General features: G+C 65.5%; 21 protein-coding genes and 1 pseudogene. 15 read left to right on the top strand and 7 right to left on the bottom strand.

Annotated features, from left to right (window positions below; translation table 11 throughout):
* The first annotated feature begins 41 nt into the window (after positions 1 to 41).
* On the top strand, positions 42 to 833 hold the full coding sequence (locus RPS27_RS09935) for a hypothetical protein (protein WP_211415109.1): 792 nt from the start codon (positions 42 to 44) through the stop codon (positions 831 to 833).
* A gap of 156 nt (positions 834 to 989) precedes the next feature.
* Complete coding sequence (locus RPS27_RS09930) at positions 990 to 1,373, top strand: hypothetical protein (protein ID WP_211415110.1); 384 nt, start codon at positions 990 to 992, stop codon at positions 1,371 to 1,373.
* A 71-nt stretch (positions 1,374 to 1,444) separates the two neighbouring features.
* Here the strand turns inward: RPS27_RS09930 and RPS27_RS09925 are convergent, their stop codons facing one another.
* Positions 1,445 to 2,080: a DapH/DapD/GlmU-related protein gene (locus RPS27_RS09925; RefSeq protein WP_212068927.1), complete on the bottom strand. Its 636-nt coding sequence runs from the start codon at positions 2,078 to 2,080 to the stop codon at positions 1,445 to 1,447.
* A 120-nt stretch (positions 2,081 to 2,200) separates the two neighbouring features.
* Positions 2,201 to 3,313 (bottom strand): 3-isopropylmalate dehydrogenase, encoded by a 1,113-nt coding sequence (gene leuB / locus RPS27_RS09920; RefSeq protein ID WP_194405392.1) that lies wholly within the window; start codon positions 3,311 to 3,313, stop codon positions 2,201 to 2,203.
* A 130-nt stretch (positions 3,314 to 3,443) separates the two neighbouring features.
* Between leuB and RPS27_RS09915 the strand changes: the two genes are divergently transcribed.
* Entirely contained in the window at positions 3,444 to 4,640 is a 1,197-nt protein-coding gene (locus RPS27_RS09915) for a YbfB/YjiJ family MFS transporter (protein WP_212068925.1), read from the top strand.
* Positions 4,641 to 4,645: 5 nt separating this feature from the next.
* Here the strand turns inward: RPS27_RS09915 and RPS27_RS09910 are convergent, their stop codons facing one another.
* The 4 genes from RPS27_RS09910 to RPS27_RS09895 all read right to left on the bottom strand — a co-directional run bounded on the left by RPS27_RS09910 (position 4,646) and on the right by RPS27_RS09895 (position 7,955).
* On the bottom strand, positions 4,646 to 5,428 hold the full coding sequence (locus RPS27_RS09910; protein ID WP_212068924.1) for a molybdopterin-binding protein: 783 nt from the start codon (positions 5,426 to 5,428) through the stop codon (positions 4,646 to 4,648).
* 21 nt (positions 5,429 to 5,449) lie between these two features.
* Positions 5,450 to 6,079 (bottom strand): cytochrome b/b6 domain-containing protein, encoded by a 630-nt coding sequence (locus tag RPS27_RS09905; protein WP_212068923.1) that lies wholly within the window; start codon positions 6,077 to 6,079, stop codon positions 5,450 to 5,452.
* A gap of 184 nt (positions 6,080 to 6,263) precedes the next feature.
* Positions 6,264 to 6,818: a fasciclin domain-containing protein gene (locus RPS27_RS09900; RefSeq protein WP_063198540.1), complete on the bottom strand. Its 555-nt coding sequence runs from the start codon at positions 6,816 to 6,818 to the stop codon at positions 6,264 to 6,266.
* A 375-nt stretch (positions 6,819 to 7,193) separates the two neighbouring features.
* The gene (locus RPS27_RS09895; protein ID WP_212068922.1) at positions 7,194 to 7,955 is read right to left on the bottom strand and encodes an SDR family oxidoreductase; all 762 of its coding nucleotides are present in this window, start codon (positions 7,953 to 7,955) and stop codon (positions 7,194 to 7,196) included.
* A 94-nt stretch (positions 7,956 to 8,049) separates the two neighbouring features.
* Between RPS27_RS09895 and RPS27_RS09890 the strand changes: the two genes are divergently transcribed.
* Positions 8,050 to 9,579 (top strand): malonyl-CoA synthase, encoded by a 1,530-nt coding sequence (locus RPS27_RS09890; RefSeq protein WP_212068921.1) that lies wholly within the window; start codon positions 8,050 to 8,052, stop codon positions 9,577 to 9,579.
* A gap of 119 nt (positions 9,580 to 9,698) precedes the next feature.
* Here RPS27_RS09890 and RPS27_RS09885 read toward each other — a convergent pair whose 3' ends face one another.
* Positions 9,699 to 10,559, bottom strand: coding sequence for a sulfite exporter TauE/SafE family protein (locus tag RPS27_RS09885; protein WP_212068920.1), 861 nt, complete (start codon positions 10,557 to 10,559; stop codon positions 9,699 to 9,701).
* Between the two features lie 498 nt (positions 10,560 to 11,057).
* Here RPS27_RS09885 and sdhC point away from each other — a divergent pair, with 498 nt between their 5' ends.
* The 11 genes and pseudogenes from sdhC to RPS27_RS09830 form a co-directional block, all read left to right on the top strand.
* A complete protein-coding gene (gene sdhC / locus RPS27_RS09880) occupies positions 11,058 to 11,456 on the top strand; it encodes a succinate dehydrogenase, cytochrome b556 subunit (RefSeq protein WP_194405384.1) in 399 nt (132 codons plus the stop codon).
* Entirely contained in the window at positions 11,453 to 11,857 is a 405-nt protein-coding gene (gene sdhD, locus RPS27_RS09875; RefSeq protein WP_194405383.1) for a succinate dehydrogenase, hydrophobic membrane anchor protein, read from the top strand. The genes sdhC and sdhD overlap by 4 nt, the downstream gene beginning before the upstream one ends.
* Before the next feature lie 3 nt (positions 11,858 to 11,860).
* Positions 11,861 to 13,696, top strand: a complete 1,836-nt coding sequence (gene sdhA / locus RPS27_RS09870; protein WP_211415118.1) for a succinate dehydrogenase flavoprotein subunit — start codon at positions 11,861 to 11,863, stop codon at positions 13,694 to 13,696.
* A gap of 24 nt (positions 13,697 to 13,720) precedes the next feature.
* The gene (locus RPS27_RS09865; RefSeq protein WP_194405381.1) at positions 13,721 to 14,503 is read left to right on the top strand and encodes a succinate dehydrogenase iron-sulfur subunit; all 783 of its coding nucleotides are present in this window, start codon (positions 13,721 to 13,723) and stop codon (positions 14,501 to 14,503) included.
* A 188-nt stretch (positions 14,504 to 14,691) separates the two neighbouring features.
* Positions 14,692 to 16,890 (top strand): hybrid sensor histidine kinase/response regulator, encoded by a 2,199-nt coding sequence (locus RPS27_RS09860; protein WP_212068919.1) that lies wholly within the window; start codon positions 14,692 to 14,694, stop codon positions 16,888 to 16,890.
* Positions 16,891 to 16,942: 52 nt separating this feature from the next.
* Positions 16,943 to 18,898, top strand: a complete 1,956-nt coding sequence (locus tag RPS27_RS09855; protein WP_212068918.1) for an ABC transporter ATP-binding protein/permease — start codon at positions 16,943 to 16,945, stop codon at positions 18,896 to 18,898.
* A gap of 163 nt (positions 18,899 to 19,061) precedes the next feature.
* Positions 19,062 to 19,901, top strand: a complete 840-nt coding sequence (locus tag RPS27_RS09850) for an FkbM family methyltransferase (protein WP_212068917.1) — start codon at positions 19,062 to 19,064, stop codon at positions 19,899 to 19,901.
* A 10-nt stretch (positions 19,902 to 19,911) separates the two neighbouring features.
* Positions 19,912 to 20,298: a VOC family protein gene (locus RPS27_RS09845; RefSeq protein ID WP_211415122.1), complete on the top strand. Its 387-nt coding sequence runs from the start codon at positions 19,912 to 19,914 to the stop codon at positions 20,296 to 20,298.
* 64 nt (positions 20,299 to 20,362) lie between these two features.
* Positions 20,363 to 20,848 carry a pyridoxamine 5'-phosphate oxidase family protein gene (locus RPS27_RS09840; RefSeq protein ID WP_211415123.1) on the top strand — a complete coding sequence of 162 codons (486 nt, stop codon included), beginning with the start codon at positions 20,363 to 20,365 and terminating at the stop codon, positions 20,846 to 20,848.
* Positions 20,848 to 21,090 carry a hypothetical protein gene (locus tag RPS27_RS09835; protein ID WP_194405375.1) on the top strand — a complete coding sequence of 81 codons (243 nt, stop codon included), beginning with the start codon at positions 20,848 to 20,850 and terminating at the stop codon, positions 21,088 to 21,090. The genes RPS27_RS09840 and RPS27_RS09835 overlap by 1 nt, the downstream gene beginning before the upstream one ends.
* Before the next feature lie 186 nt (positions 21,091 to 21,276).
* A pseudogene (locus tag RPS27_RS09830) lies at positions 21,277 to 21,558 on the top strand (OmpA family protein); the annotation flags it as partial.

Here is a 21,558-nt window from a genome sequence, read left to right as displayed (position 1 = left end):
CCGGCCTCAAGACAACGTGGGACCATGCCGGAAGGCCGTGGATGCAGTCGCCTGAGGCCAGCACGGCCGCAATCTCGACCCGGACCAGTCTCCATCTGGCATTGGCAGCCTTCGCCGACGAGGTGGTCGGCACGCTGGCGCGGCTGTTCGCCTATGTGGGGACGCTGGCGCTGTTTGCCATCCTCGGCCTCGCGGCGCTCGGCCAGCTGCCCGATTTGCGCGGCGATGAGCCAGCGCCGGGGAAGGGCTGGAGCGTGGCCGACCGCTCGCACCCGGCCTTCGCTCTCAGCCGGCTTGATTCGTCAGAGAAAACAGCCTCTTACACCATCCTTCGGCATCCCGCAGGCGGTCGCAGGGACGTCATGCGCTGGACCGGCGAAGCCGACAAGGTGCTGGCCGAGCTCGAGATTTACCGGGAGGGCGGCGAATTCGACTTGGGCCGTCCGGCAACCATGGACCTCGCCGTCCAGATGGGTCTGAACGCGGCGACCCCGCTCGAGCAGGCCGGCCTGATCGACACCAAATTCGGCCCCGTGGCGCTGTTCCGGCCGATGGGCACGGCGGGGACGCCGGCCTGCCTCGGCTACCTCAAGCGCAGCGAGGAGCCCGCCTTGCAGATCTCCGGCTTCTCCTGCCAGGGCGACACCCTGCCCGCCCAGCGTGCGGCCGTTGCCTGCACGCTGAACCGGCTGACGCTGCTCACCTCCGGCAACGAGCCGAAATTGGCGGACCTGTTCGCCCGCGCCGAGCTGAAACGCCGGGCTTGCGACCTCCAGGGCTCGCCGGACTGGCTGCTCGGCGCCGCGAACGCGCAATTGCGCGGGGCGCTCTAGCCGCACCAAGCTCAAGTGGCTGGTATTGATGCAACTTTCGCCGGCGCGCGCGATTATTTTCGAGCTGGTGTGACCCAATAGACCTAGTTGCGCTCACCCCGGCCGGGCTAGTATGGGGTGACATCGACTGGCGGTGCGCCGCCTGAAGGGGACGTGATGAGCTCGAAATTCTCTGCCAAATTGGCGACCTTGTTTGCTGCGGGCGCCGTGATTGCCATGTCCTCTGTTCTGGCGACGCCGGCTTCGGCCGACAACAAGACCAAGCGCTATGACGAGCGCGGCCGGCACTATTACGGCCCGGCGGGCCCCAACGCCGTCTATCAGCAGGGCCGCACCCGCATCTATGTCAGCAAGCGCTCATGGCTCGACGGCGGCACCGAGGTCAATCCGGGCGACCGCAAGTTCAGCGACTACGCCTTCCCGCCGGCCGTGGGCTATCCGTCCTTCGCCCGCGAGAACCTCAACCGCCCGATCGACCGCCAGCCGCTCTCGCCGCCGCAGGATGTCGGCGGCTATCCGCAGAATTTCCCGCTGTACTGAGCGGACGTCACGACCGAATCAAAAGGCCGGGCTCGCGCCCGGCTTTTTTTGTTTGGAGAGCTGCCTGCGCCTCACGCATTCGCCGCAGGATCATAACGCCGACAGAACTCCTCGATCGCCTCGGAGCGGAAATCGGCGAGACGCTCGAAGATGAGCTCGTCCGGCCAGTCCCACCAGGCAATGCGGCGCAAGCTTTCGGCGACCGCATCGTCGAAGCGCTTGCGGATGGCGCGTGCCGGCACGCCGCCGACGATCGTGTAGGGCGCGACATCACGGCTGACGACTGCGCCTGCCGCGATCACCGCGCCGTCGCCGACGTTCACGCCCGGCAGCAGGATGGCGGCGTGGCCGATCCAGACATCGTTGCCGACGATGACGCGATCGCCGCGACGATCCGCGAAGAAGTCGCGGTCGCGGCTCGCCGACGCCTCGTAATATTCGGGGACATAAGTGAAGCGGTGCTGCGAGGGGCGGCCCATCGGATGATTGGGCGCGCCGATCCGCACCGAATTGGCGATCGCCGTGAACTTGCCGATCACGGCATCGGCGACGTCGCAATTCTCGCCAAGATAGGAATAGTCGCCGAGCGAGGCGTATTCGATGCGGGTGTTGGCGAGAATTTCGCAGCGGCGCCCGATCTGCGCTTCGCGCCGGCGCACCGTGTCATGGATGACGGTTTCCGCGATCTTGGGGCGGAGTGAATCCATGAGGCGGTCTCCAATGAGGCCGTAGCCCGGATGGAGCGAAGCGCAATCCGGGAAGGTCTGTCTACGGGGGTGAGAACCCGGATTTCGCTTCGCTCCATCCGAGCCACGATTCTTCCCGCCTTACCCGTGCAGCTTCTGCAATTCCTTCAAAATCGCTTCACCCATCTGCGTGGTCGACGCAGCGGTCGTCCCCTCCGACTTGATGTCGGCGGTGCGCAGGCCGCTCGCCAGCACCGCGGCGATCGCGGCGTCGACCTTATCGGCGAGATCGCCCATGTCGAAGGAGTAGCGCAGCGCCATGCCGAAGGACGAGATCATCGCGATGGGATTGGCGAGGCCTTGGCCGGCGATGTCGGGCGCCGAGCCGTGCACGGGCTCGTACAGCGCCCGTCGCTTCTTGGTCTTGACGTCGACCTCGCCGAGCGAGGCCGAGGGCAGCATGCCGAGCGAGCCGGTCAGCATCGCCGCGATGTCCGACAGCATGTCGCCGAACAGATTGTCGGTGACGATGACGTCGAACTGCTTCGGCCATTTCACCAGCATCATGCCGCCGGAATCGGCGAGCTGATGCTCGAGCGTGACGTCGGGATATTCGCGCTTATGAACCTGAGTCATGACCTCGTTCCAGAGCACGCCGGACTTCATGACGTTGCGCTTCTCCATCGACGTCACCTTGTTCTTGCGCTTCCTGGCAAGCTCGAAGGCGACGCGGCCGATGCGCTCGATCTCATAGGTGTCGTAGACCTGGGTATCGATGGCGCGCTTCTGGCCATTGCCGAGATCGGTGATGGTCTTGGGCTCGCCGAAATAGACGCCGCCGGTGAGTTCGCGCACGATCATGATGTCGAGGCCCTCGACCGCCTCGCGCTTCAGGCTCGAAGCCTCGGCCAGCGCCGGGTAGCACACGGCGGGACGGAGGTTGGCGAACAGCGCGAGATCCTTGCGCAGGCGCAGCAGGCCGGCTTCCGGGCGCACCTCGTAGGGAACGGCATCCCATTTCGGGCCGCCGACCGCGCCGAAGATGATGGCGTCGGCGGCCAGCGCCTTGGCCATGTCGCCCTCGGAGATCGACACCTTGTGCGCGTCATAGGCGGAGCCGCCGACGAGGCCGGTATCGGTCTCGAACTTGGCGATCCCGGCCGAATTGAGCCAGTCGATCAGCCGCTTCACCTCGCCCATCACCTCGGGGCCGATACCGTCGCCGGGAAGCAGCAGCAGTTTGTGGGTCGCCATGGTCGTTCCTCTCAGGTCGAATTCGGCCGGAGTGCTAGAGCGGCGTTGCGCGCTTGGCAAGACACCATTGCCGGGGTGCGGCTGTGCAAGGCGGACGGGGCCTGCCACACTGCAAGGGCCGGAGATTCCCTTGCACGCCCCTGACCGCCCGCCCTACCCGCATCCCGCGCGGCTGATCCTGACGCTGTCGCTGGCCGCCACCGTCGGGCTCGGCATCGGCCGCTTTGCCTATGCGCTGGTGCTGCCCGACATGCGGGAGACCCTCGGCTGGTCCTACTCGGCGGCCGGATTCATGAACACCATCAACGCCGTCGGCTATCTCGTCGGCGCGCTCTTGGCGTCCCGCCTGATCCAGCGCGTCGGTTGGGCGGCCGCCATCCGAGGCGGAACCCTCGCCTGCGTCGCCGCGCTCGCGACTTGCGCGCTATCGGGGAATTTCGTCGCACTGAGCCTGGCGCGCCTCGTGCTCGGTCTCGGCGCTGCGGCCGGCTTCGTCGCCGGCGGGGCGCTCGCCGCCACCATCGCGCAGTCGCAGCCCACGCGGGCCAATTTCCTGCTCAGCCTGTTCTATGCCGGGCCCGGCATCGGCATTCTCGCCTCGGGGCTGATCGCCCCGTTCACGCTGCAATATTTCGGGCCGGGCTCGTGGTGGATCGTCTGGTGGGCGCTGACGCTGCTCTCGGTCGCGATGACGATCCCGCTGTTCCTGATCCGCATCGAGAGCGATGTCCGCTTCTCGGAAGGCGGTCACGGCTCGTTCGCGATTTGGCCGGTGCTGATTTATCTGGCCGCCTACTTCCTGTTCGGCGCCGGCTACATCGCCTACATGACCTTCATGATCGCCTATGTGCGCGACGGCGGCGGCGGGGCCGCGGCGCAGGCGGGATTCTGGGGACTCATTGGCCTCTCCGCCTTCGTCACGCCCTGGGCCTGGCGCGGCGTGCTGGCGCTCGATCGCGGCGGGCTCGCCACCGCCATCATCCTCGGAACCAACGCGGCGGGCGCGGCCCTGCCGATGCTCGGGCATTCACCGGCATGGCTTGCGGTCTCGGCCGTGGTGTTCGGCGTCGCCTTCTTCGCCGTGGTCGGCTCGACCACCGCCTTCGTGCGCTTCAACTATCCGCCGCAGGTGTGGCCGACCGCGATCGCCGCGATGACGATCTCGTTCGGCGTCGGCCAGACGCTGGGGCCGATCGTGGTCGGCGCGATCACGGACGCGCTGGGGAGCTTGAGCTACGCGCTCAACGTCTCGGCGGCATTGCTGGCGCTGGGTGCGGTGGCGGCGCTGTGTCAGCGGAAAGTGGGGCCGAAGAACTCGGTGCCGTAGCCCGATCAGCTCCCGCTGAACGAATTATACCCCTGGTCTTCCCAATAGCCGCCCTTGTAGTCGTTGGTGACTTCCATCGAGACCACGTATTTCGGGTTCTTGAAGCCGAGCTTCGTGGGCACGCGGATCTTCATGGGGAAGCCGTAGGCGCGCGGCAAAATCTCGCCCGCATATTTGAATGTCATCTGGGTCTGCGGATGCAGCGCGCTGCGCATATCCAAGGGCGAATTGTAGCCCTCCTTGTCGGCGCATTGGAACCAGACATATTTCGCGCGCGTGTCCGCGCCGATCAGTTTCAGGAAATCGCGCAGGGGCGTGCCGGTCCAGCTGCCGATCGCGCTCCAGCCTTCGACGCAGATGTGACGGGTGATCTGAGTCACTTGCGGCAGCTTGTGGAGCTCGTCCAGCGTCCAGGGCTTCTTGTTGTCGACGAGGCCACGGACCTCGAGCTTCCAGTCTGCGGCCGAGACATCAGGCGCGTCGTCGAGATCGTAATAGGCGTTGAACGGAAACGGCTTGGTGATCGCGCTCTCGGGGAAGGTCGGCGCCAGCGCGTCGGGATTGAAGATGAAAGCCTGCACCGCGTCGTTGAATTTCGAAACACTCTTCAGCATCTCCTCGGCCGAGGAGGAATCGACGACGTCGCAGCCGGTGAGCAATGTCAGGGCGCCGAGACTGGCGCCGCCGGCGATGAAGCGGCGGCGGGTGACGTCGGGCATGGTCTTGATGGAGTCCTTGATCAGCAGCCGCTTGTCGACGCCGGGGATCAGGAATGAACGCTTGGCCATGGCTGTGTTCTCCGCTCGGCTTTAGCGACCGATGATCATCGCGCGCAGGCTCTTCGGCACCAGCAGCGCGAGCAGGACGTGAACGACGAGGAAGGCGCAGATCGCCGCCATGCAGAAGAAATGGATGTAGCGCGCGGTCGGGTAGTCGCCGAACAGCGCAACGAGGTAATAGAGCTGCACCGGCTTCCACATGCCGAGGCCCGTGAGCACGATCAGCACGCCGACCAATATGATGCCGGCATAGAGCAGGCGCTGCACGTAATTATAGACGGTGAGATCGTCATGGCCGAGCTTGAAGGTCAGGGCAGCCCTGACGTCGTGGAGCACGCCTGACGGGGTGATTGGAAACAGCTTCTTGGCGAAGCGGCCGGTGGCAAAGCCGGTGACGAGATAGGCGAGGCCATTGAGCATCAACAGCCACATCGCGGCAAAATGCCAGAGCAGGCCGCCGCCGAGCCAGCCGCCCAGCGTGTAGCCGCGCGGAAAGGTGAAGCCGAACAGCGGCGAGGCGTTGTAGATCTGCCAGCCCGACAGGATCATCAGGATCATGGCAAGGGCGTTGATCCAGTGCATGACCCGCACCCAGGCCGGTTGGATCACTTTGGCCTTGATGGCCCTGACCTGCTCATCGGTGACTGTGAGGCTCGCCATGATGGTTCCGTCCTGGAGGATCGTGTGTCGGGAATTATACGCCGGGTCGTTCGTTTTCGTTACGCCCTGCCAGCCATGGAATCGATGCCGTCAGGCTATTGTGGTCACAAAAAAGCGAGCCGGGTATCCCCGGCTCGCGGTTTGAAGCCATTCCTGTTCGGGGATGAAACAGGATCGCGCGGTGTTACGAGGCCGGCATCAGCACGGTGTCGACCACATGGATCACGCCGTTGGACTGGTTGACGTTGGAGATCGTGACCATCGAGGTGCCGCCCTTGGCATCGACGATCCAGACCTTGCCGTCCATCTTCTTGACCGTCAGCTCCTCGCCCTCGGCGGTCTTCAGCTTCTTGCCCTCGGTGAGGTCGGACGCCTCGAGCTTGCCGGGCACGACATGGTAGGTGAGGATCTTGGTCAGCGTGGCCTTGTTCTCGGGCTTGACCAGGTTGTCGACGGTGCCGGCCGGCAGCTTGCCGAAGGCGGCGTTGGTGGGCGCGAACACCGTGAACGGGCCCTTGCCCTCCAGCGTCGGCACGAGGCCAGCCGCCTTCACCGCCGCGACCAGCGTGGTGTGGTCCTTCGAGTTGACCGCGTTCTGCACGATGTTCTTCGAGGGGAACATCGCGGCGCCGCCGACCATGACGGTCTTTTCTTCGGCACTCGCCGGCGCGACGATGGTCGCGGTGATGGCCAGGGCGCTGAAGGCGGCGGCAGCGAGATAGGCAATGCGCTTCGACATGGAGAGTCTCCCGATTGGATTGTGACCGGCGATGGCCGGTGTTGGGTTGGGGCAACAACGGCGACTGCGACAATTTGGGGTGGTGCAGCAGTGCCGTCGTTGGACCGAACTACGGGAGGGTTTGGCGTGCGGTTTCGGAGAAAAATTCTTTGTGATGCGTGAAACTATGGGCGGGGATGTTCGTGTGTTGCGAGCTCGCGCCACACACGCCGCTGTCGTCCCGGACAAGCGAAGCGCCGATCCGGGACCCATTGCCACAGGGAGTGGTTTGGCGGAGACTCGGAGTGACCAGCCGCGCCCTCAATTTCCGCCTGTGGTTATGGATCCCCGCGTTCGCGGGGATGACACCGAATGTGTGGCACGCCGCGCCCCGCTTCAATCCCGATTGTTCGGCGTCTGGATGAATCCGCGATTATGCGTCGGGCTGATCAGCACCTCGTTGATGCAGACGCGGGCCGGCATGCTCGCGATGAACGCGATGGTGCGGCCGAGATCTTCCGGTTGCAGCATCTTCGCCTGCTCCGCTTCGCTCGGCACCACCGGGCGCAGCTTCAGGATCGGCGTCGCGACCTCGCCAGGCATCAGGCAGCAGGCGCGCAGGCCGTTGACGCACTCGTCCATGTTGAAGGAATGGGTCAGCGCCAGCACCGCATGCTTGGTGGTGGTGTAGGCCGGGCCCGGCATCTTCGAGACGTGGCGGCCGGCCCAGGACGAGACGTTGATGATGGCGCCGTCCTGCTGCTTGCGCATCGTCGGCAGCACCGCGCGCATGCAATAGAGCACGCCGTTAAGGTTGACCTGGACCAGCTGGTCCCAGCCCTCCAGCTCCATGTCCTTCCAGCTGCGCTTGGGAATATTGATGCCGGCATTGTTGACCAGCAGATCGATGCGGCCGTGCCTGGCGACGATCTGATCGGCAGCCTTCTGGGCCTCGGTCGCCTTGGAGACATCAAGCGCGAGCGCCTCGGCGGCGCCGCCCGCCTTGATGATCTTCGCCACCACGGTATCCAGGGCCGACTGGCGCCGGCCCGAGACCACCACCATCCAGCCGTCGGCCGCCAATGCCTCCGCGCCGGCCTCCCCGATCCCGCTGCCGCCGCCCGTGACCCAGGCCACGCGTTTCCCAATTTTGGTCATGCAAACTGTCTCCGTTGCTTCATCGGGGCGGTTTTTGCTAATCCAGCCCTCGGTTTGACCGGCCTTGTCAGCCTTGCGGTCGAGGAATTCTTGCATGAACCCAGCAGCCAACGCCAATCTGTTTTCCCGCCTGTTCGATGGCCTGGACGATCCCAGCCGCCTCGCGATCGAGACGCAGGACGGGGTTCGCATCAGCTATGGCGATCTGATCGCGCGGGCCGGGCAGATGGCGAACGTGCTGGTCGCACGCGGCGTGAAGCCCGGCGACCGCGTCGCGGTGCAGGTGGAAAAATCCGTGGCCAATATCGTGCTGTACCTAGCCACGGTGCGGGCCGGCGCGGTCTATCTGCCGCTCAACACCGCCTACACGCTGAACGAGCTCGATTATTTCATCGGCGATGCCGAGCCGTCGCTGGTGGTCTGCGATCCCGCCAAGGCCGAAGCCCTCGCCCCGATCGCCGCCAAGGTGAAGGCCAAGGTCGAGACGCTCGGGCCTGACGGCAAGGGCTCGCTGACGGATGCCGCCGAGAAGGCGAGCCGTGAGTTTACGACGGTGCCGCGCGCAAACGACGATCTGGCCGCGATCCTCTACACCTCGGGCACCACCGGCCGTTCCAAGGGCGCGATGCTCAGCCACGACAATCTCGCGTCGAACTCGCTCTCGCTGGTCGGCTATTGGCGCTTCACCGACAAGGACGTGCTGATCCACGCGCTGCCGATCTATCACACGCACGGCCTGTTCGTGGCGACCAACGTGACGCTGTTTTCGCGGGCGTCGATGATCTTCCTGCCAAAACTCGATCCGGACCTGATCATCAAGCTGATGGCGCGCGCCACGGTGCTGATGGGCGTGCCGACGTTCTACACGCGGCTGCTGCAGAACCCGGCGCTGTCGCAGGAGACGACAAAGCACATGCGGCTGTTCATCTCGGGCTCGGCGCCGCTGCTGGCCGAGACGCATCGCGAATGGTCGGCGCGCACGGGCCACGCGGTGCTCGAGCGCTACGGCATGACCGAGACCAACATGAACACGTCGAACCCCTATGACGGCGAGCGCGTGCCCGGCGCGGTCGGCTTCCCGCTTCCCGGCGTCTCGGTGCGCGTGACCGAGCCCGAGACGGGCAAGGAATTGCCGCGCGACGAAATCGGCATGATCGAGGTGAAGGGCCCGAACGTCTTCAAGGGATACTGGCGCATGCCGGAGAAGACCAAGGCTGAATTCCGGCCCGACGGCTTCTTCATCACCGGCGATCTCGGCAAGATCGACGCCAAGGGCTATGTCCACATCCTCGGCCGCGGCAAGGATCTCGTGATCTCCGGCGGCTTCAACGTCTACCCCAAGGAAATCGAGAGCGAGATCGACGCCATGCCGGGCGTGATCGAGTCCGCCGTGATCGGCGTGCCGCACGCCGATTTCGGCGAGGGCGTCACGGCGGTGCTGGTGCGCCAGCCCGGCGCGAGCATCGACGAAGCGGCCGTGCTCAAGGGCCTCGACGGACGCCTCGCGAAATTCAAGATGCCCAAGCGCGTCTTCGTCGTCGACGAGCTGCCGCGCAACACGATGGGCAAGGTGCAGAAGAACGTGCTGCGCGAGACGTACAAGGATATTTACGCGAAGAAGTGAGGGGGCACGCTCTCTCGCCGTCATTGCGAGGGGCTCTTGCGACGAAGCAATCTAGGCTTTCGCAGTGCAGAGATTTCTGGATTGCTTCGTTTCGCTCGCAACGACGGAGTATGCGGCGGCTACAGCCCGCCCGCCAAGCTCAGTACGAACCGGCTGCCCACGATAAACAGATAGCACCCGAACGCCACTTCCAGCGTGCGCTTGGACATCGCATGCGCGGCTCTCACGCCGAGCGGCGCGGTGACGAGGCTCATCGGCATCACCAGTACGGCGCCGATCAGCGAGACATAGCCGAGCGCGAATGGCACTTGCAGTGCGGCGACCGCCGGATAGTTCGCCGCCGCCGGCCAGCCGGCGTAGACGTAGCCGAGCGCGCCGGGGATCGAGATCAGCACGGCGAGCGCCGACGAGGTCGCCACCGCTTGATGAATCGGACGGCCGTAGAACGTCATCAGCAAGTTCGAGAACAGGCCGCCGCCGATGCCCATCAGCGTCGAGAGAATGCCGACGCAGAAGCCGTAGGCGCGCATCAAGGGACCCTTCGGCAGATCCTCGCCGAACCGCCAGCCCTCGCGCGCGAAGATGAGACGCGCTGCCGCCGAATAGGCGACACAGACGAACACGATCTTGAACAGCCGCTCCGGCGCGTAGCGCGCGATCACGCTGCCGGCGATGACCCCGACCACGATCGGCAGCCACCACGCGCGCAGGATCGTCATGTCGACGGCGCCGCGCTTGTAATGCGCCTGGAACGAACGGATCGAGGTCGGAATGATCACGGCGAGCGAGGTGCCGATGCAGAGCGGCATGCGCACTTCGAGGGGCACGCCGGCGATGCGGAAGCATTCGTAAAACACCGGCACCAGAATCGCGCCGCCGCCGATGCCGAACACGCCGGCCAGAAACCCTGAGAGCGCGCCGGTTGCGATCAACAGCAGCGCGAGCTCGACGATGTCCTTGATATCCAGACCTGCAATCACCCCTGACCTGCCCCCGGCGACTGGTCGCAGCGGCTCGCTTCCGAGAGCTGCGTACGGAGCATTAGGCGATCTGATTCCCGCGGTCGACAGGCCGGGCTTCCCGGCTGGGGTGGAATGCAGGACGTGCATATCCAAAACCGGATCGAACCGGCCGCGTCGAGGACGCAGAATGGCGCGCACCCATGGGGTGGATGCTGCCGCCGGGCCCCCTCGGCCGGTTTGGACGGCATGGTCCGTTTAGATGCGTTCCAACAGCAATTTCAACGAACCTCGCAGTCCTCGCAATAAATGAATTTTGATTCTTTACTTCATTGGCGGACAGGCATGCTGGTATACCAAGACCCTGATTGGGCTTGCATCATCAAGGCTCTAGGGCTGAACGACGGTTCGATTTATGGCGATTTGGTGATTGCGCGGGCCAAATCGACTCCGTAAATAGAGCCGACCTTCCCGATCCCCGCGCGCCCCATGCTGGGCCGCAAGACAACATCAAAGCCCATGACCGCACGGATCGAACGACCGCTCTCGCCACACATGCAAGTCTACCGCTGGACGCTGACGATGGCGCTGTCCATCGTCCATCGCGCCACCGGCATCGCCCTTTACGTCGGCACCCTGCTGCTGGCCTGGTGGCTGATCGCAGCGGCCTCCGGCCCGGCCGCCTATTCCCATGTCCAGGCCTTCACCGGCAGCATCATCGGCCGTCTGATCGTGTTCGGCTACACCTGGGCGCTGATGCACCACATGCTGAGCGGCATCCGGCATTTCGTCTGGGACCTCGGCTACGGCTTCAAGGCCAATGAGCGGGAAGCGCTGACCTGGGGCGCACTGATCGGCGGCATCGCGCTGACCGTGCTGGTCTGGATCATCGCCTATGCGATCGGAGGCGGCCGATGAGCTCAGCCGACACGCCCAAGCGCAGCATGCGCACGCCGCTCGGCCGCGTCCGCAATCTCGGCGCGGCACATTCCGGCACCTCCGATTTCTGGCGCCAGCGCATCACGGCCGTCGCCATGACACTGCTGATGATTCCGGTGATCGTGATCGTCATGATGCTGCTCGGCCGCAATCAGGCCGGCGCCGCGCAGATCCTCGGCTCGCTGCCGATCGCGGTGATCCTGCTGCTCTTCATCTTTGCCAGCGCCTGGCACATGAAGATCGGCATGCAGGTCGTGATCGAGGACTACGTCCATAACGAGAAGCTGAAGCTCGTCTCGATCATGCTCAACAATTTCTTCTCGGTCGCCGTCGCGCTCGCCTCGACCTACGCGATCCTGAAACTGTCCTCCGGAGTGTAACCCATGGCCAATACAACGAATGGCTCGGGCAACGGCGCTCCCGCCACCAACGGCAAAGCCTATCCGATCGAAGACCACACCTACGACGTCGTCGTGGTCGGTGCCGGCGGCGCGGGCCTGCGCGCTGTGGTCGGCTGCAGCGAGGCGGGCCTGCGCACGGCCTGCATCACCAAGGTGTTCCCGACCCGCTCGCACACGGTCGCTGCGCAAGGCGGCATCTCCGCTTCGCTCGGCAACATGCACAAGGACGACTGGCGCTGGCACATGTACGACACCGTGAAGGGGTCGGACTGGCTCGGCGACCAGGACGCGATCGAATACATGGTGCGCAACGCGCCCGACGCGGTCTACGAGCTCGAGCATTGGGGCGTGCCGTTCTCGCGCACCGAGGACGGCAAGATCTATCAGCGCCCGTTCGGCGGCATGACCATGGATTTCGGCAAGGGCCAGGCGCAGCGCACCTGCGCCGCCGCCGACCGCACCGGCCACGCCATGCTGCACACGATGTACGGCCAGTCGCTGCGCCACGCGGCCGAGTTCTTCATCGAGTTCTTCGCCATCGACCTGATCATGGACGACCAGGGCACCTGCCGCGGCGTCATCGCACTCAAGCTCGACGACGGCACGCTGCACCGCTTCCGCGCCCAGACCGTGATTCTCGCGACCGGCGGCTACGGCCGCGCCTATGCTTCCTGCACCTCGGCGCATACCTGCACCGGTGACGGCGGCGGCATGGTGCTGCGCGCTGGCCTGCCGATGCAGGACATGGAGTTCGTTCAGTTCCACCCGACCGGCATCTACGGTTCGGGCTGCCTCGTCACCGAAGGCGCGCGCGGCGAAGGCGGCTATCTCGTCAACTCCGAAGGCGAGCGCTTCATGGAGCGCTACGCGCCGTCGGCCAAGGACCTCGCCTCGCGCGACGTCGTCTCGCGCGCGATGACCATCGAGATCCGCGAAGGACGCGGCGTCGGCAAGAAGAAGGACCACATCTTCCTGCATCTCGACCATCTCGATCCCGCGGTGCTCGCCGAGCGGCTGCCCGGCATCTCCGAATCCGCAAAGATCTTCGCCAATGTCGACGTGACGCGCGAGCCGATCCCGATCGTGCCGACCGTGCACTACAACATGGGCGGCATCCCCACGAACTATCATGGCGAGGTGCTGACCAAGAAGGACGGCGACGACAATGCCGTCATCCCCGGCCTGATGGCGATCGGCGAAGCCGCCTGCGTGTCCGTGCACGGCGCCAACCGCCTCGGTTCCAACTCGCTGATCGACCTCGTCGTGTTCGGCCGCGCCGCCGCGCTCCGCCTCGCCGAGAAGCTGACGCCGAACGCCAAGCAGCCGGAGCTGCCGGCGAACTCGGCCGAGCTCGCGCTCGGCCGGCTCGACCATTACCGCTACGCCTCCGGCGGCACGCCGACCGCAAAACTGCGCGAAGGCATGCAGCACGTGATGCAGAGCAATTGCGCGGTGTTCCGCACCGGCGAAGTGCTGAGCGAAGGCCAGAACCTGATCGCGAAGGTCCACAGCGGCATCACCGACATCGCCGTGTCGGATCGTTCGCTGGTGTGGAATTCCGATCTCGTCGAGACGCTGGAATTCGACAATTTGATCTCGCAGGCGGTGGTGACGATGAATTCGGCCGCCAACCGCACCGAGAGCCGCGGCGCCCATGCCCGCGAGGACTTCTCCGAACGCGACGACAAGAACTGGATGAAGCACACGCTGGCCTGGCTGGACGATGCCGGCAAGGTCAAGATCGAGTACCGCCCGGTTCACGACTACACCATGACCAACGACGTGCAGTACATCCCGCCGAAGGCGCGCGTGTATTGAGCGAACAGCGAAGGCCTTATCGAAATGGTTGAATTCGCACTTCCGAAGAACTCCAAGATTTCAGGCGGCAAGACCTGGCCGAAGCCCGCGGGCGCGACAGAGGTTCGCGAGTTCCGGGTCTATCGCTGGAATCCGGACGACGGCAAGAATCCGAGCGTCGACACCTATTACGTCGACACCAATGATTGCGGCCCGATGGTGCTGGACGGCCTGATCTGGATCAAGAACCACATCGACCCGTCGCTGACCTTCCGCCGCTCCTGCCGCGAAGGCGTCTGCGGCTCCTGCGCCATGAACATCGACGGCCAGAACACGCTGGCCTGCACCCGCTCGATGCACGACGTCAAGGACGGCGCGGTGAAGGTCAATCCGCTGCCGCACCAGCCCGTCGTGAAGGACCTCGTTCCCGATCTCACCAATTTCTACGCGCAATACGCATCCGTCGAGCCGTGGCTGAAGACGACCTCGCCGACCCCGCAGAAGGAATGGCGCCAGACCCATGAGGACCGCGAGAAGCTCGACGGCCTCTACGAGTGCATCCTGTGCGCCTGCTGCTCGACCTCGTGCCCGAGCTATTGGTGGAACAGCGAACGTTATCTCGGCCCCGCCGCGTTGCTCCAGGCCAACCGCTGGGTGTCCGATTCCCGCGACGAGGCGACCGGCGAGCGGCTCGACAATCTCGAGGATCCGTTCCGGCTCTATCGCTGCCACACCATCATGAACTGCGCCAAGGCCTGTCCGAAGGGCCTCAACCCGGCCGAAGCCATCGCCGAGCTCAAGCTCAAGATGGTCGAGCGCCAGATCTAAAGACGTATTTCGTGCTTTCCGTCCCGGCCGAACGAGCCGGGACGTTCCGGGATCGCGGCCAATTCGAGGAGAATTTTCTCCGGCCCGCCGCACGCGCAAGTTTTCGTCTCACAACCTGCGGTTCCCGCACAAGCTGCTTCCTTCCTCACGCGAGATTCAGTTAAGCTCGCGTCAGGGACGGAGCGACTGTGCAGAGGGCGCAACGCAACTCGCTAAGGCTGTTGCAGTGGATGATGGCGGCATCCCTGGCGCTGCCGGTTGCGCTGTTCGCGATCGCCGCCACGATTTCCTACACCTCGACCAGGGAGATCGCCGACCGGGAGATCGAGCGCACGCTCGACGTCGCGCATGAGCACGCGCTCAAGGTGTTCGAGACCATCGACCGCAGCCTTGCCGAGCTCAACGAGGTGGTCCGCGGCCTTTCCGACGACACCATCCGTGCGCGCGAGCCGGCGCTGCACCGGCGGCTGAAGCGGCTGAGCGATTCGCTCCCGCAGCTCAAATCGGCCTGGATCTTCGATGCGGACGGAAAGGCGCTGGTCAACAGCCTCGCCTCGCCGCCGCCGGAGCTGAGCTTTGCCGACCGCGACTATTTCTACGCCCATATCGACCAGAGCATCGGCACGTTCATCGGCACCGCCCTGACGCCACGACCGCCCTATCAGGGCGCCCGCTTTTTCGGCGTGAGCCGCCGCCGCGACTCCGACGACGGCCGCTTCATCGGGGTGATCCAGGCCTCGGTCCTGCCGGAATATTTCGAGAGCTTCTACGCTCGCATCGGATCGGATCCCGGCAGCTTCTTCGCGATGGGCCGCACCGACGGCGCCATGCTCACGCATTTCCCGCGGCTTGACCGCGACATCAGGCTCGATCCGACCGGACCGGTCGGCCGGGAAATCGCGGCGCGCCCGGAGCGTGGCCTCATCACCGTCGCCTGGCCGTCGGACGGGATCGAGCGCCGCATCGGCTACCGGCGCGTCGCGGAATACCCGATCTATGTCAGCGCCGGGCTCGAGACCTCGGCGATCCGCGCGCGCTGGTTCGCCACGATCGGCCAGCATCTGGTATTCGGCATTCCCGCCACCGCACTGCTGTTTCTGCTGCTGGCGCTGGCGTTGCGACGCACCCAGCACCTTCAGGCCGAAGCGGCCAAGCGGCGCGAGGCCGAGGAAGCGCTCAAGCACAGCCAGCGCCTCGAGGCGCTCGGACAGCTCACCGGCGGCGTCGCGCACGACTTCAACAATCTGCTGACGGTGATCCGCGCCTCGGTCGACCTGCTGAACCGGCCGCAGCTGACGGAGGAGCGGCGCCAGCGCTACATCACCGCCATCGCGGACGCCGTGGCCCGGGCGGCCAAGCTGACCTCGCAGCTGCTCGCCTTTGCGCGGCGCCAGACCCTGAAGCCCGAAGTGTTCGACGTCGGCGAACGGATGCAGTCGCTGCACGACATGCTCGCGCCCCTGCTGGGGCCGGCCATCGAGATCGCCATGCGGCTGCCCACCGAGCCCTGCCTGGTCCGTGCCGATGCCGGCCAGTTCGAGACGGCGCTGATCAACATGGCGACCAACGCGCGCGACGCCATGCAGGGCAAGGGCAGGATCACTTTCAAGGTCGAGACCGCGACGGCCGTTCCGGACGCGCTGGCCGGCGCCTCGGCTAGCCAGAGCTTGGGAAATCAGCCCTTGGGCGGCCAGAGTCTGGGAAACCAGAGCCCGCCAAGCCATGGCTTCGTCAGCGTGACCGTCAGCGACACCGGCATCGGCATTCCTGCCGCCCGGTTGGGACGCATCTTCGAGCCGTTCTTCACCACCAAGCAGGTCGGCCACGGCACCGGCCTTGGCCTGTCCCAGGTGTTCGGCTTCGCCCGGCAATCCGGCGGCGAGGTGACGGTCACGAGCGAAGTGGGACACGGCAGCACCTTCTCGCTTTATCTGCCGCGCGTGCCCCCGGAGCTGCTGCCGCAGCGGCAGGCGCCCAACACGGCGCCGGCGGTGGCCGGCAGCGGCATGTCGGTGCTGGTGGTCGAGGACAATATCGAGCTTGCCAATTTCGCCGCCGACGGCCTCACCGAGCTCGGCTACAGCATCACGCTGGTCGACAATGCGACGGATGCCCTCGCCGAGCTGGTGATGGACGCCGATCGCTTCGACGTCGTGTTCTCCGACGTGGTGATGCCGGGCATGACCGGGCTCGATCTGGCGCAGGCGATCCGCGACCGCGGCATCGACGTGCCGATCGTGCTGACCACGGGCTACAGCCAGGCCCTGTCACAAGAGGGCGTGGCCGGCTTCGATCTGGTGCAAAAGCCCTATTCGGTCGAGGAATTGTCGCGCGTTCTGCATCGGGCCGCCCGTATCCGGCGCGTCCGGGACGGCGCCGCGGAATAGGAACCCTGCGGAACCTAAGGGAACCGGTTGATTTCCCTCGCGTTGTCCGCACATGCCCAAGCCCGCCCCCAAGCGTCAAGAGAATTCCAAGTCGCCCATCGTCGGAATCAAGGGCGAGAACGGCGACGAGGTCGCCCCTCCGCCGCCGGAGCTGCTCGAGCCCGACCCGGAGCTCTCGCCCGAGGAGGCCGAGCAGGTTCGCAAGGATTATCTGCTGACGCGGTTCTGGATCAGCGCGCGCGGCTTCTGGGGACGCAGCGGCGACCGCCTCGCCTGGCCGTTCTCGATCGGCCTCGTTGTCCTGATCATCCTCACCGTCGGCTTCCAGTACGGCATCAATGTCTGGAACAGGGCGATCTTCGACGCGATCGAGAAGCGCGAGGCCGCGAGCGTCTTCCATCTCACCGCGGTGTTCTTTCCGCTCGCGATCGGCAGCATCGTGCTCGGCGTCGTGCAAGTGTTCGCGCGCATGGGCATCCAGCGGCGCTGGCGGGCCTGGCTGACGTCGAGCGTGCTGACGCGTTGGCTCAAGAACGGGCGCTACTACCAGCTCAATCTCGTCAGCGGCGACCACAAGAATCCCGAATACCGGATCGCTGAGGACCTGCGCATCGCGACCGATTCCCCGGTCGACTTCCTCGCCGGCGTCACCTCGGCGCTGTTGTCGGCCGCGACCTTCATCGTCGTGCTCTGGACCATCGGCGGCGCGCTCACCGTCACGCTTGGCGGCACGAGCATCACCATTCCCGGCTTCCTCGTCATCGCCGCGATGCTCTATGCGGGAATAGCTTCCGGCTCGATCCTGGTGATCGGCCGCCGCTTCGTGCAGGTGTCCGAGGACAAGAACCAGGCCGAAGCCGACTTCCGCTACACGCTGACGCGCGTGCGCGAGAACGGCGAGAGCATCGCGCTGCTCGGCGGCGAGGAGGAGGAGCGCGGCGGCATCGACCGCAACTTCACCAATGTGATCCGGCAATGGGCGCGGCTGGCGGGTCAGCACATGCGCACCACGCTGGTGTCGCAAGGCTCGAGCCTCGTTGCGCCCGTGGTCCCCCTCTTGCTCTGCGCGCCAAAATTCCTCGACGGCAGCATGACGCTGGGGCAGGTGATGCAGGCGGCCTCCGCCTTCACCATCGTGCAGAGCGCGTTCGGGTGGCTGGTCGACAATTATCCGCGGCTCGCCGACTGGAACGCCTGCGCACGACGTATCGCCTCGCTGATGATGTCGCTCGACGGCCTCGAGCGCGCCGAGCAGGGCGACGGTCTCGGCCGCATCAAGCGCGGCGAGACGCACAACGACGCCATGCTGGAGCTGCACGACCTCTCGGTCACGCTCGACGACGGCACCGCCGTGGTCGGCGAGACTGAAGTGGTGATCGAGCCGGGCGAGCGGCTGCTGGTCGCCGGCGAATCCGGCACCGGCAAGAGCACGCTGGTGCGCGCCATCGCCGGCCTCTGGCCCTGGGGCGGTGGCGGCGTGAATTTCCATCCCGACCGGCGGCTGTTCATGCTGCCGCAGCGGCCTTACGTGCCCTCGGGATCGCTGCGCCGCGCGGTCGCCTATCCCGGCGCGGCCGACCATTGGACCGTCGACGAGATCGGCGAGGCCCTGCACAAGGTCGGTCTCGATCATCTCAAGGAGAAGATCGAGGAGGAAGGCCCCTGGGACCAGACGCTGTCAGGCGGCGAGAAGCAGCGCCTCGCCTTCGCGCGGCTCCTGCTGCACAACCCCGACATCGTCGTGCTGGACGAGGCGACCTCGGCGCTCGACGAGAAGAGCCAGGACAAGATGATGAAGATGGTCACCGACGAGTTGCCGAAGGCGACCATCGTCAGCGTCGCGCATCGCGCGGAGCTCGAGGCCTTCCACAGCCGCAAGATCGTGCTGGAGCGCCGCAAGGGCGGCGCCAAGCTGGTCAGCGACATCGACCTGATCCCGCGCAAGGGCAAGCGCCGGCTGCTCGGGCGATTCCTGAGGCAGCGCAAGGCGCCGAAGAAGGCGGCGTGAGGCCGTAGCCCGGATGGAGCGAAGCGCAATCCGGGGCTCGTGCCGCAAGCGGAAAAGGTCCCGGATTTCGCTGCGCTTCATCCGGATTACGAACTTCTCGTGAAGATTGGAGTCCTCCGCAAAACCGGCTATGCATGCGCCGCTTGCAACGAGGATCTGCTGCTTGACGACCGACAAGACCCCTTCGTCCGCGCCGTTCGGCGCGTTTGCGCCGAACGCGGCGCAGGCCGCGATCATTCGCCTCGCGACGCAATCGGGGCTGAAGCGCGGCGCGTTCCGTCCGTGGATGTCGCGGCTGGTGAACCTGCTGCGGAGCGGCCCCGTAGACGTGCAATATCAGGGCGCCTCCTTCCGGCTCTATCACCAGGGCAGCGCGACCGAGCGCGGCGCATTGTTCAATCCCGATTACAATCTCGACGAGCTCGACTTCCTGCGCCAGCACACCCCTTCCGGCGGCACCTTCGTCGATGTCGGCGCCAATGTCGGCACGTTTGCGCTGGTGATGGCGCGACAGGTCGGCAGCACCGGCAAGGTGGTCGCGATCGAGCCGCATCCGCTGACGTTTGGGCGGCTGTCCTTCAATCACGCCGCATCGAAAGCTGCGCAGGTGCGCCTGGTGCAGGCCGCGGCCGGTGAGACCGACGGCGAGCTGATGATCGAGAGCGGCGGCGGCAATCTCGGCGCCACCCATGTCGTCACCGGCACGGCCGGCGCGGACGCGATCAAGGTGCCGTCGCTGCGCCTGACGCGCATCCTCGACGAGGCCGGCGTCACCCAGATCGATTCGCTCAAGATCGACGTCGAAGGTTTTGAGGACCGCGTGCTGATCGGCTTCTTCCGCGACGCGCCGCCCTCGCTGTGGCCGCGCGCGGTGGTCATCGAGCACCTCTCGCAAAACGAATGGCAGCAGGATTGTATCGCCGACATGGTCGCGCGCGGCTTTACGATCGTGCGCACGACACGAAGCAATACGTTCCTGTCACGGCTTGCAAGTACGAACTAGGGAGCTGGCGATGATCGACCATTTGGGCTTTTCCGTCTCCGACTACGAGCGCGCGAAAGCGTTCTACGCCAAGGCGCTGGCGCCGCTCGGCTACGGTCTGGTCATGGAGGTCACGGCGGAGCAGACCGGGCACGCAGCGGCCGCAGGCTTCGGCACTGAGGGCAAGCCGGATTTCTGGTTCGGCGGCGAAGGCGCCATGAACAAGCCGGTGCATATCGCCATTCGTGCCGACAACCGCGCTACCGTCGACGCGTTCTACAAGGCGGCGATCGCGGCCGGCGGACGCGATAACGGCCCGCCCGGCATCCGCCCGCATTATCACCCGAACTATTATGGCGCCTTCGTGCTCGACCCCGATGGCCACAACATCGAGGCGGTCTGCCACACCCCGGAATAGCCGGTTCCTGCCGGAACCTCAAATCCCGGCGGCCGTTATCGTTGCTTGCAGCAAGGAGTACGATATGGCCAACGACAATGCCCGCGACGTCGATCGCGCCTGGGAGCTGATGAAGAAGATCGGCTTCGCGATGCTGGTGACGCGCGACGGCGACAAGCTCCGTGCGCGGCCGATGAGCGCCCATCTCGATCGCGACGCGAACACGATCTACTTCCTGACCGACGCACGGCGCCACAAGGACGAGGAGATCGCCCGCAATCCCTCGATCAATTTGTCGTTCGCGGATTCCGGCAGCCAGAAATATGTCTCGCTGACCGGCACGGCCGTGGTCTCCAACGACCGTGCGAAGATCAAGGAGCTGTTCTCGACGCCAGCCAAGGCGTGGTGGGACAGCGCGGAGGATCCCAACATCCGCGTGCTCAAGATCGCACCCGACGATGCCGAGTTCTGGGATTCGCCGGGCACGGTGATCTCCTATGTGAAGATGGCGGCTGCGGCGGTGACGAACACGCGCCCGGACATCGGTGAGAACCGCAAGGTCTCGATGTGATGCCGATCGAGCCGCCCGAGATTCCACCCTCGACACCGGGCACGCCGACCGAGCCACCGCCGGGAATTCCGCCCGGCAATCCGCAGCCTGAAATCGCGCCGCCGGTGCGCGAGCCCGGTGAATCCCCGCGGCCCGATGAACTCCCGGGCAACGTGCCCGAAGAGATTCCATCGCGCGGGCCGAACGGGCCGCTCACCCCCAACCCCGCGACGGATGCGAATCCGCCGCGGGATGGCGCATGAGATGCCTCGTCACATGTGAGGCAATTGCAACCAGCGTCTGAATGCGCAATGAACGTCGCTGGCGTGACGTGATTTCCATGCAGAAATAAATCGGGCCGCGATCGCTTCGCCCGCCACAATCCGGCCTAACGCGTAGCTGTTCATCCCAACACTTCGTCAAAGAACCTTCCGGGGAAGTTCACCACCATGACCAATCTTCGTTTCGTGCTGCTTGCGACGACGGCTCTGACCGCGATGCAATTCGCAAGCTCCGCATCGCAAGCGCAAAGTGCGCCGCCGCTCGTGGTCGCGCAGGCCCAGCCGCAAGACACGGGCCCTGACGGAAAACCGAAGCAGCCGCCGAAGGGGCCGCCAGCAGCCGCGCCGCCTGCCCCGCCCGCGCGCCCCGCCGCCCGCAGCTGCACCTCCCCATCCGCCCGCTGCGCCGCCGCCGCCGGCCGCACCGCCTCGCCCGGCCGCGCCACCTCC

Source organism: Bradyrhizobium sp. WYCCWR 12699 (genome assembly GCF_032144035.1).
Lineage (GTDB): Bacteria > Pseudomonadota > Alphaproteobacteria > Rhizobiales > Xanthobacteraceae > Bradyrhizobium.
Note: the sequence above shows the minus strand (reverse complement) of the source record. Positions and strands in the feature narration are given on the sequence as shown.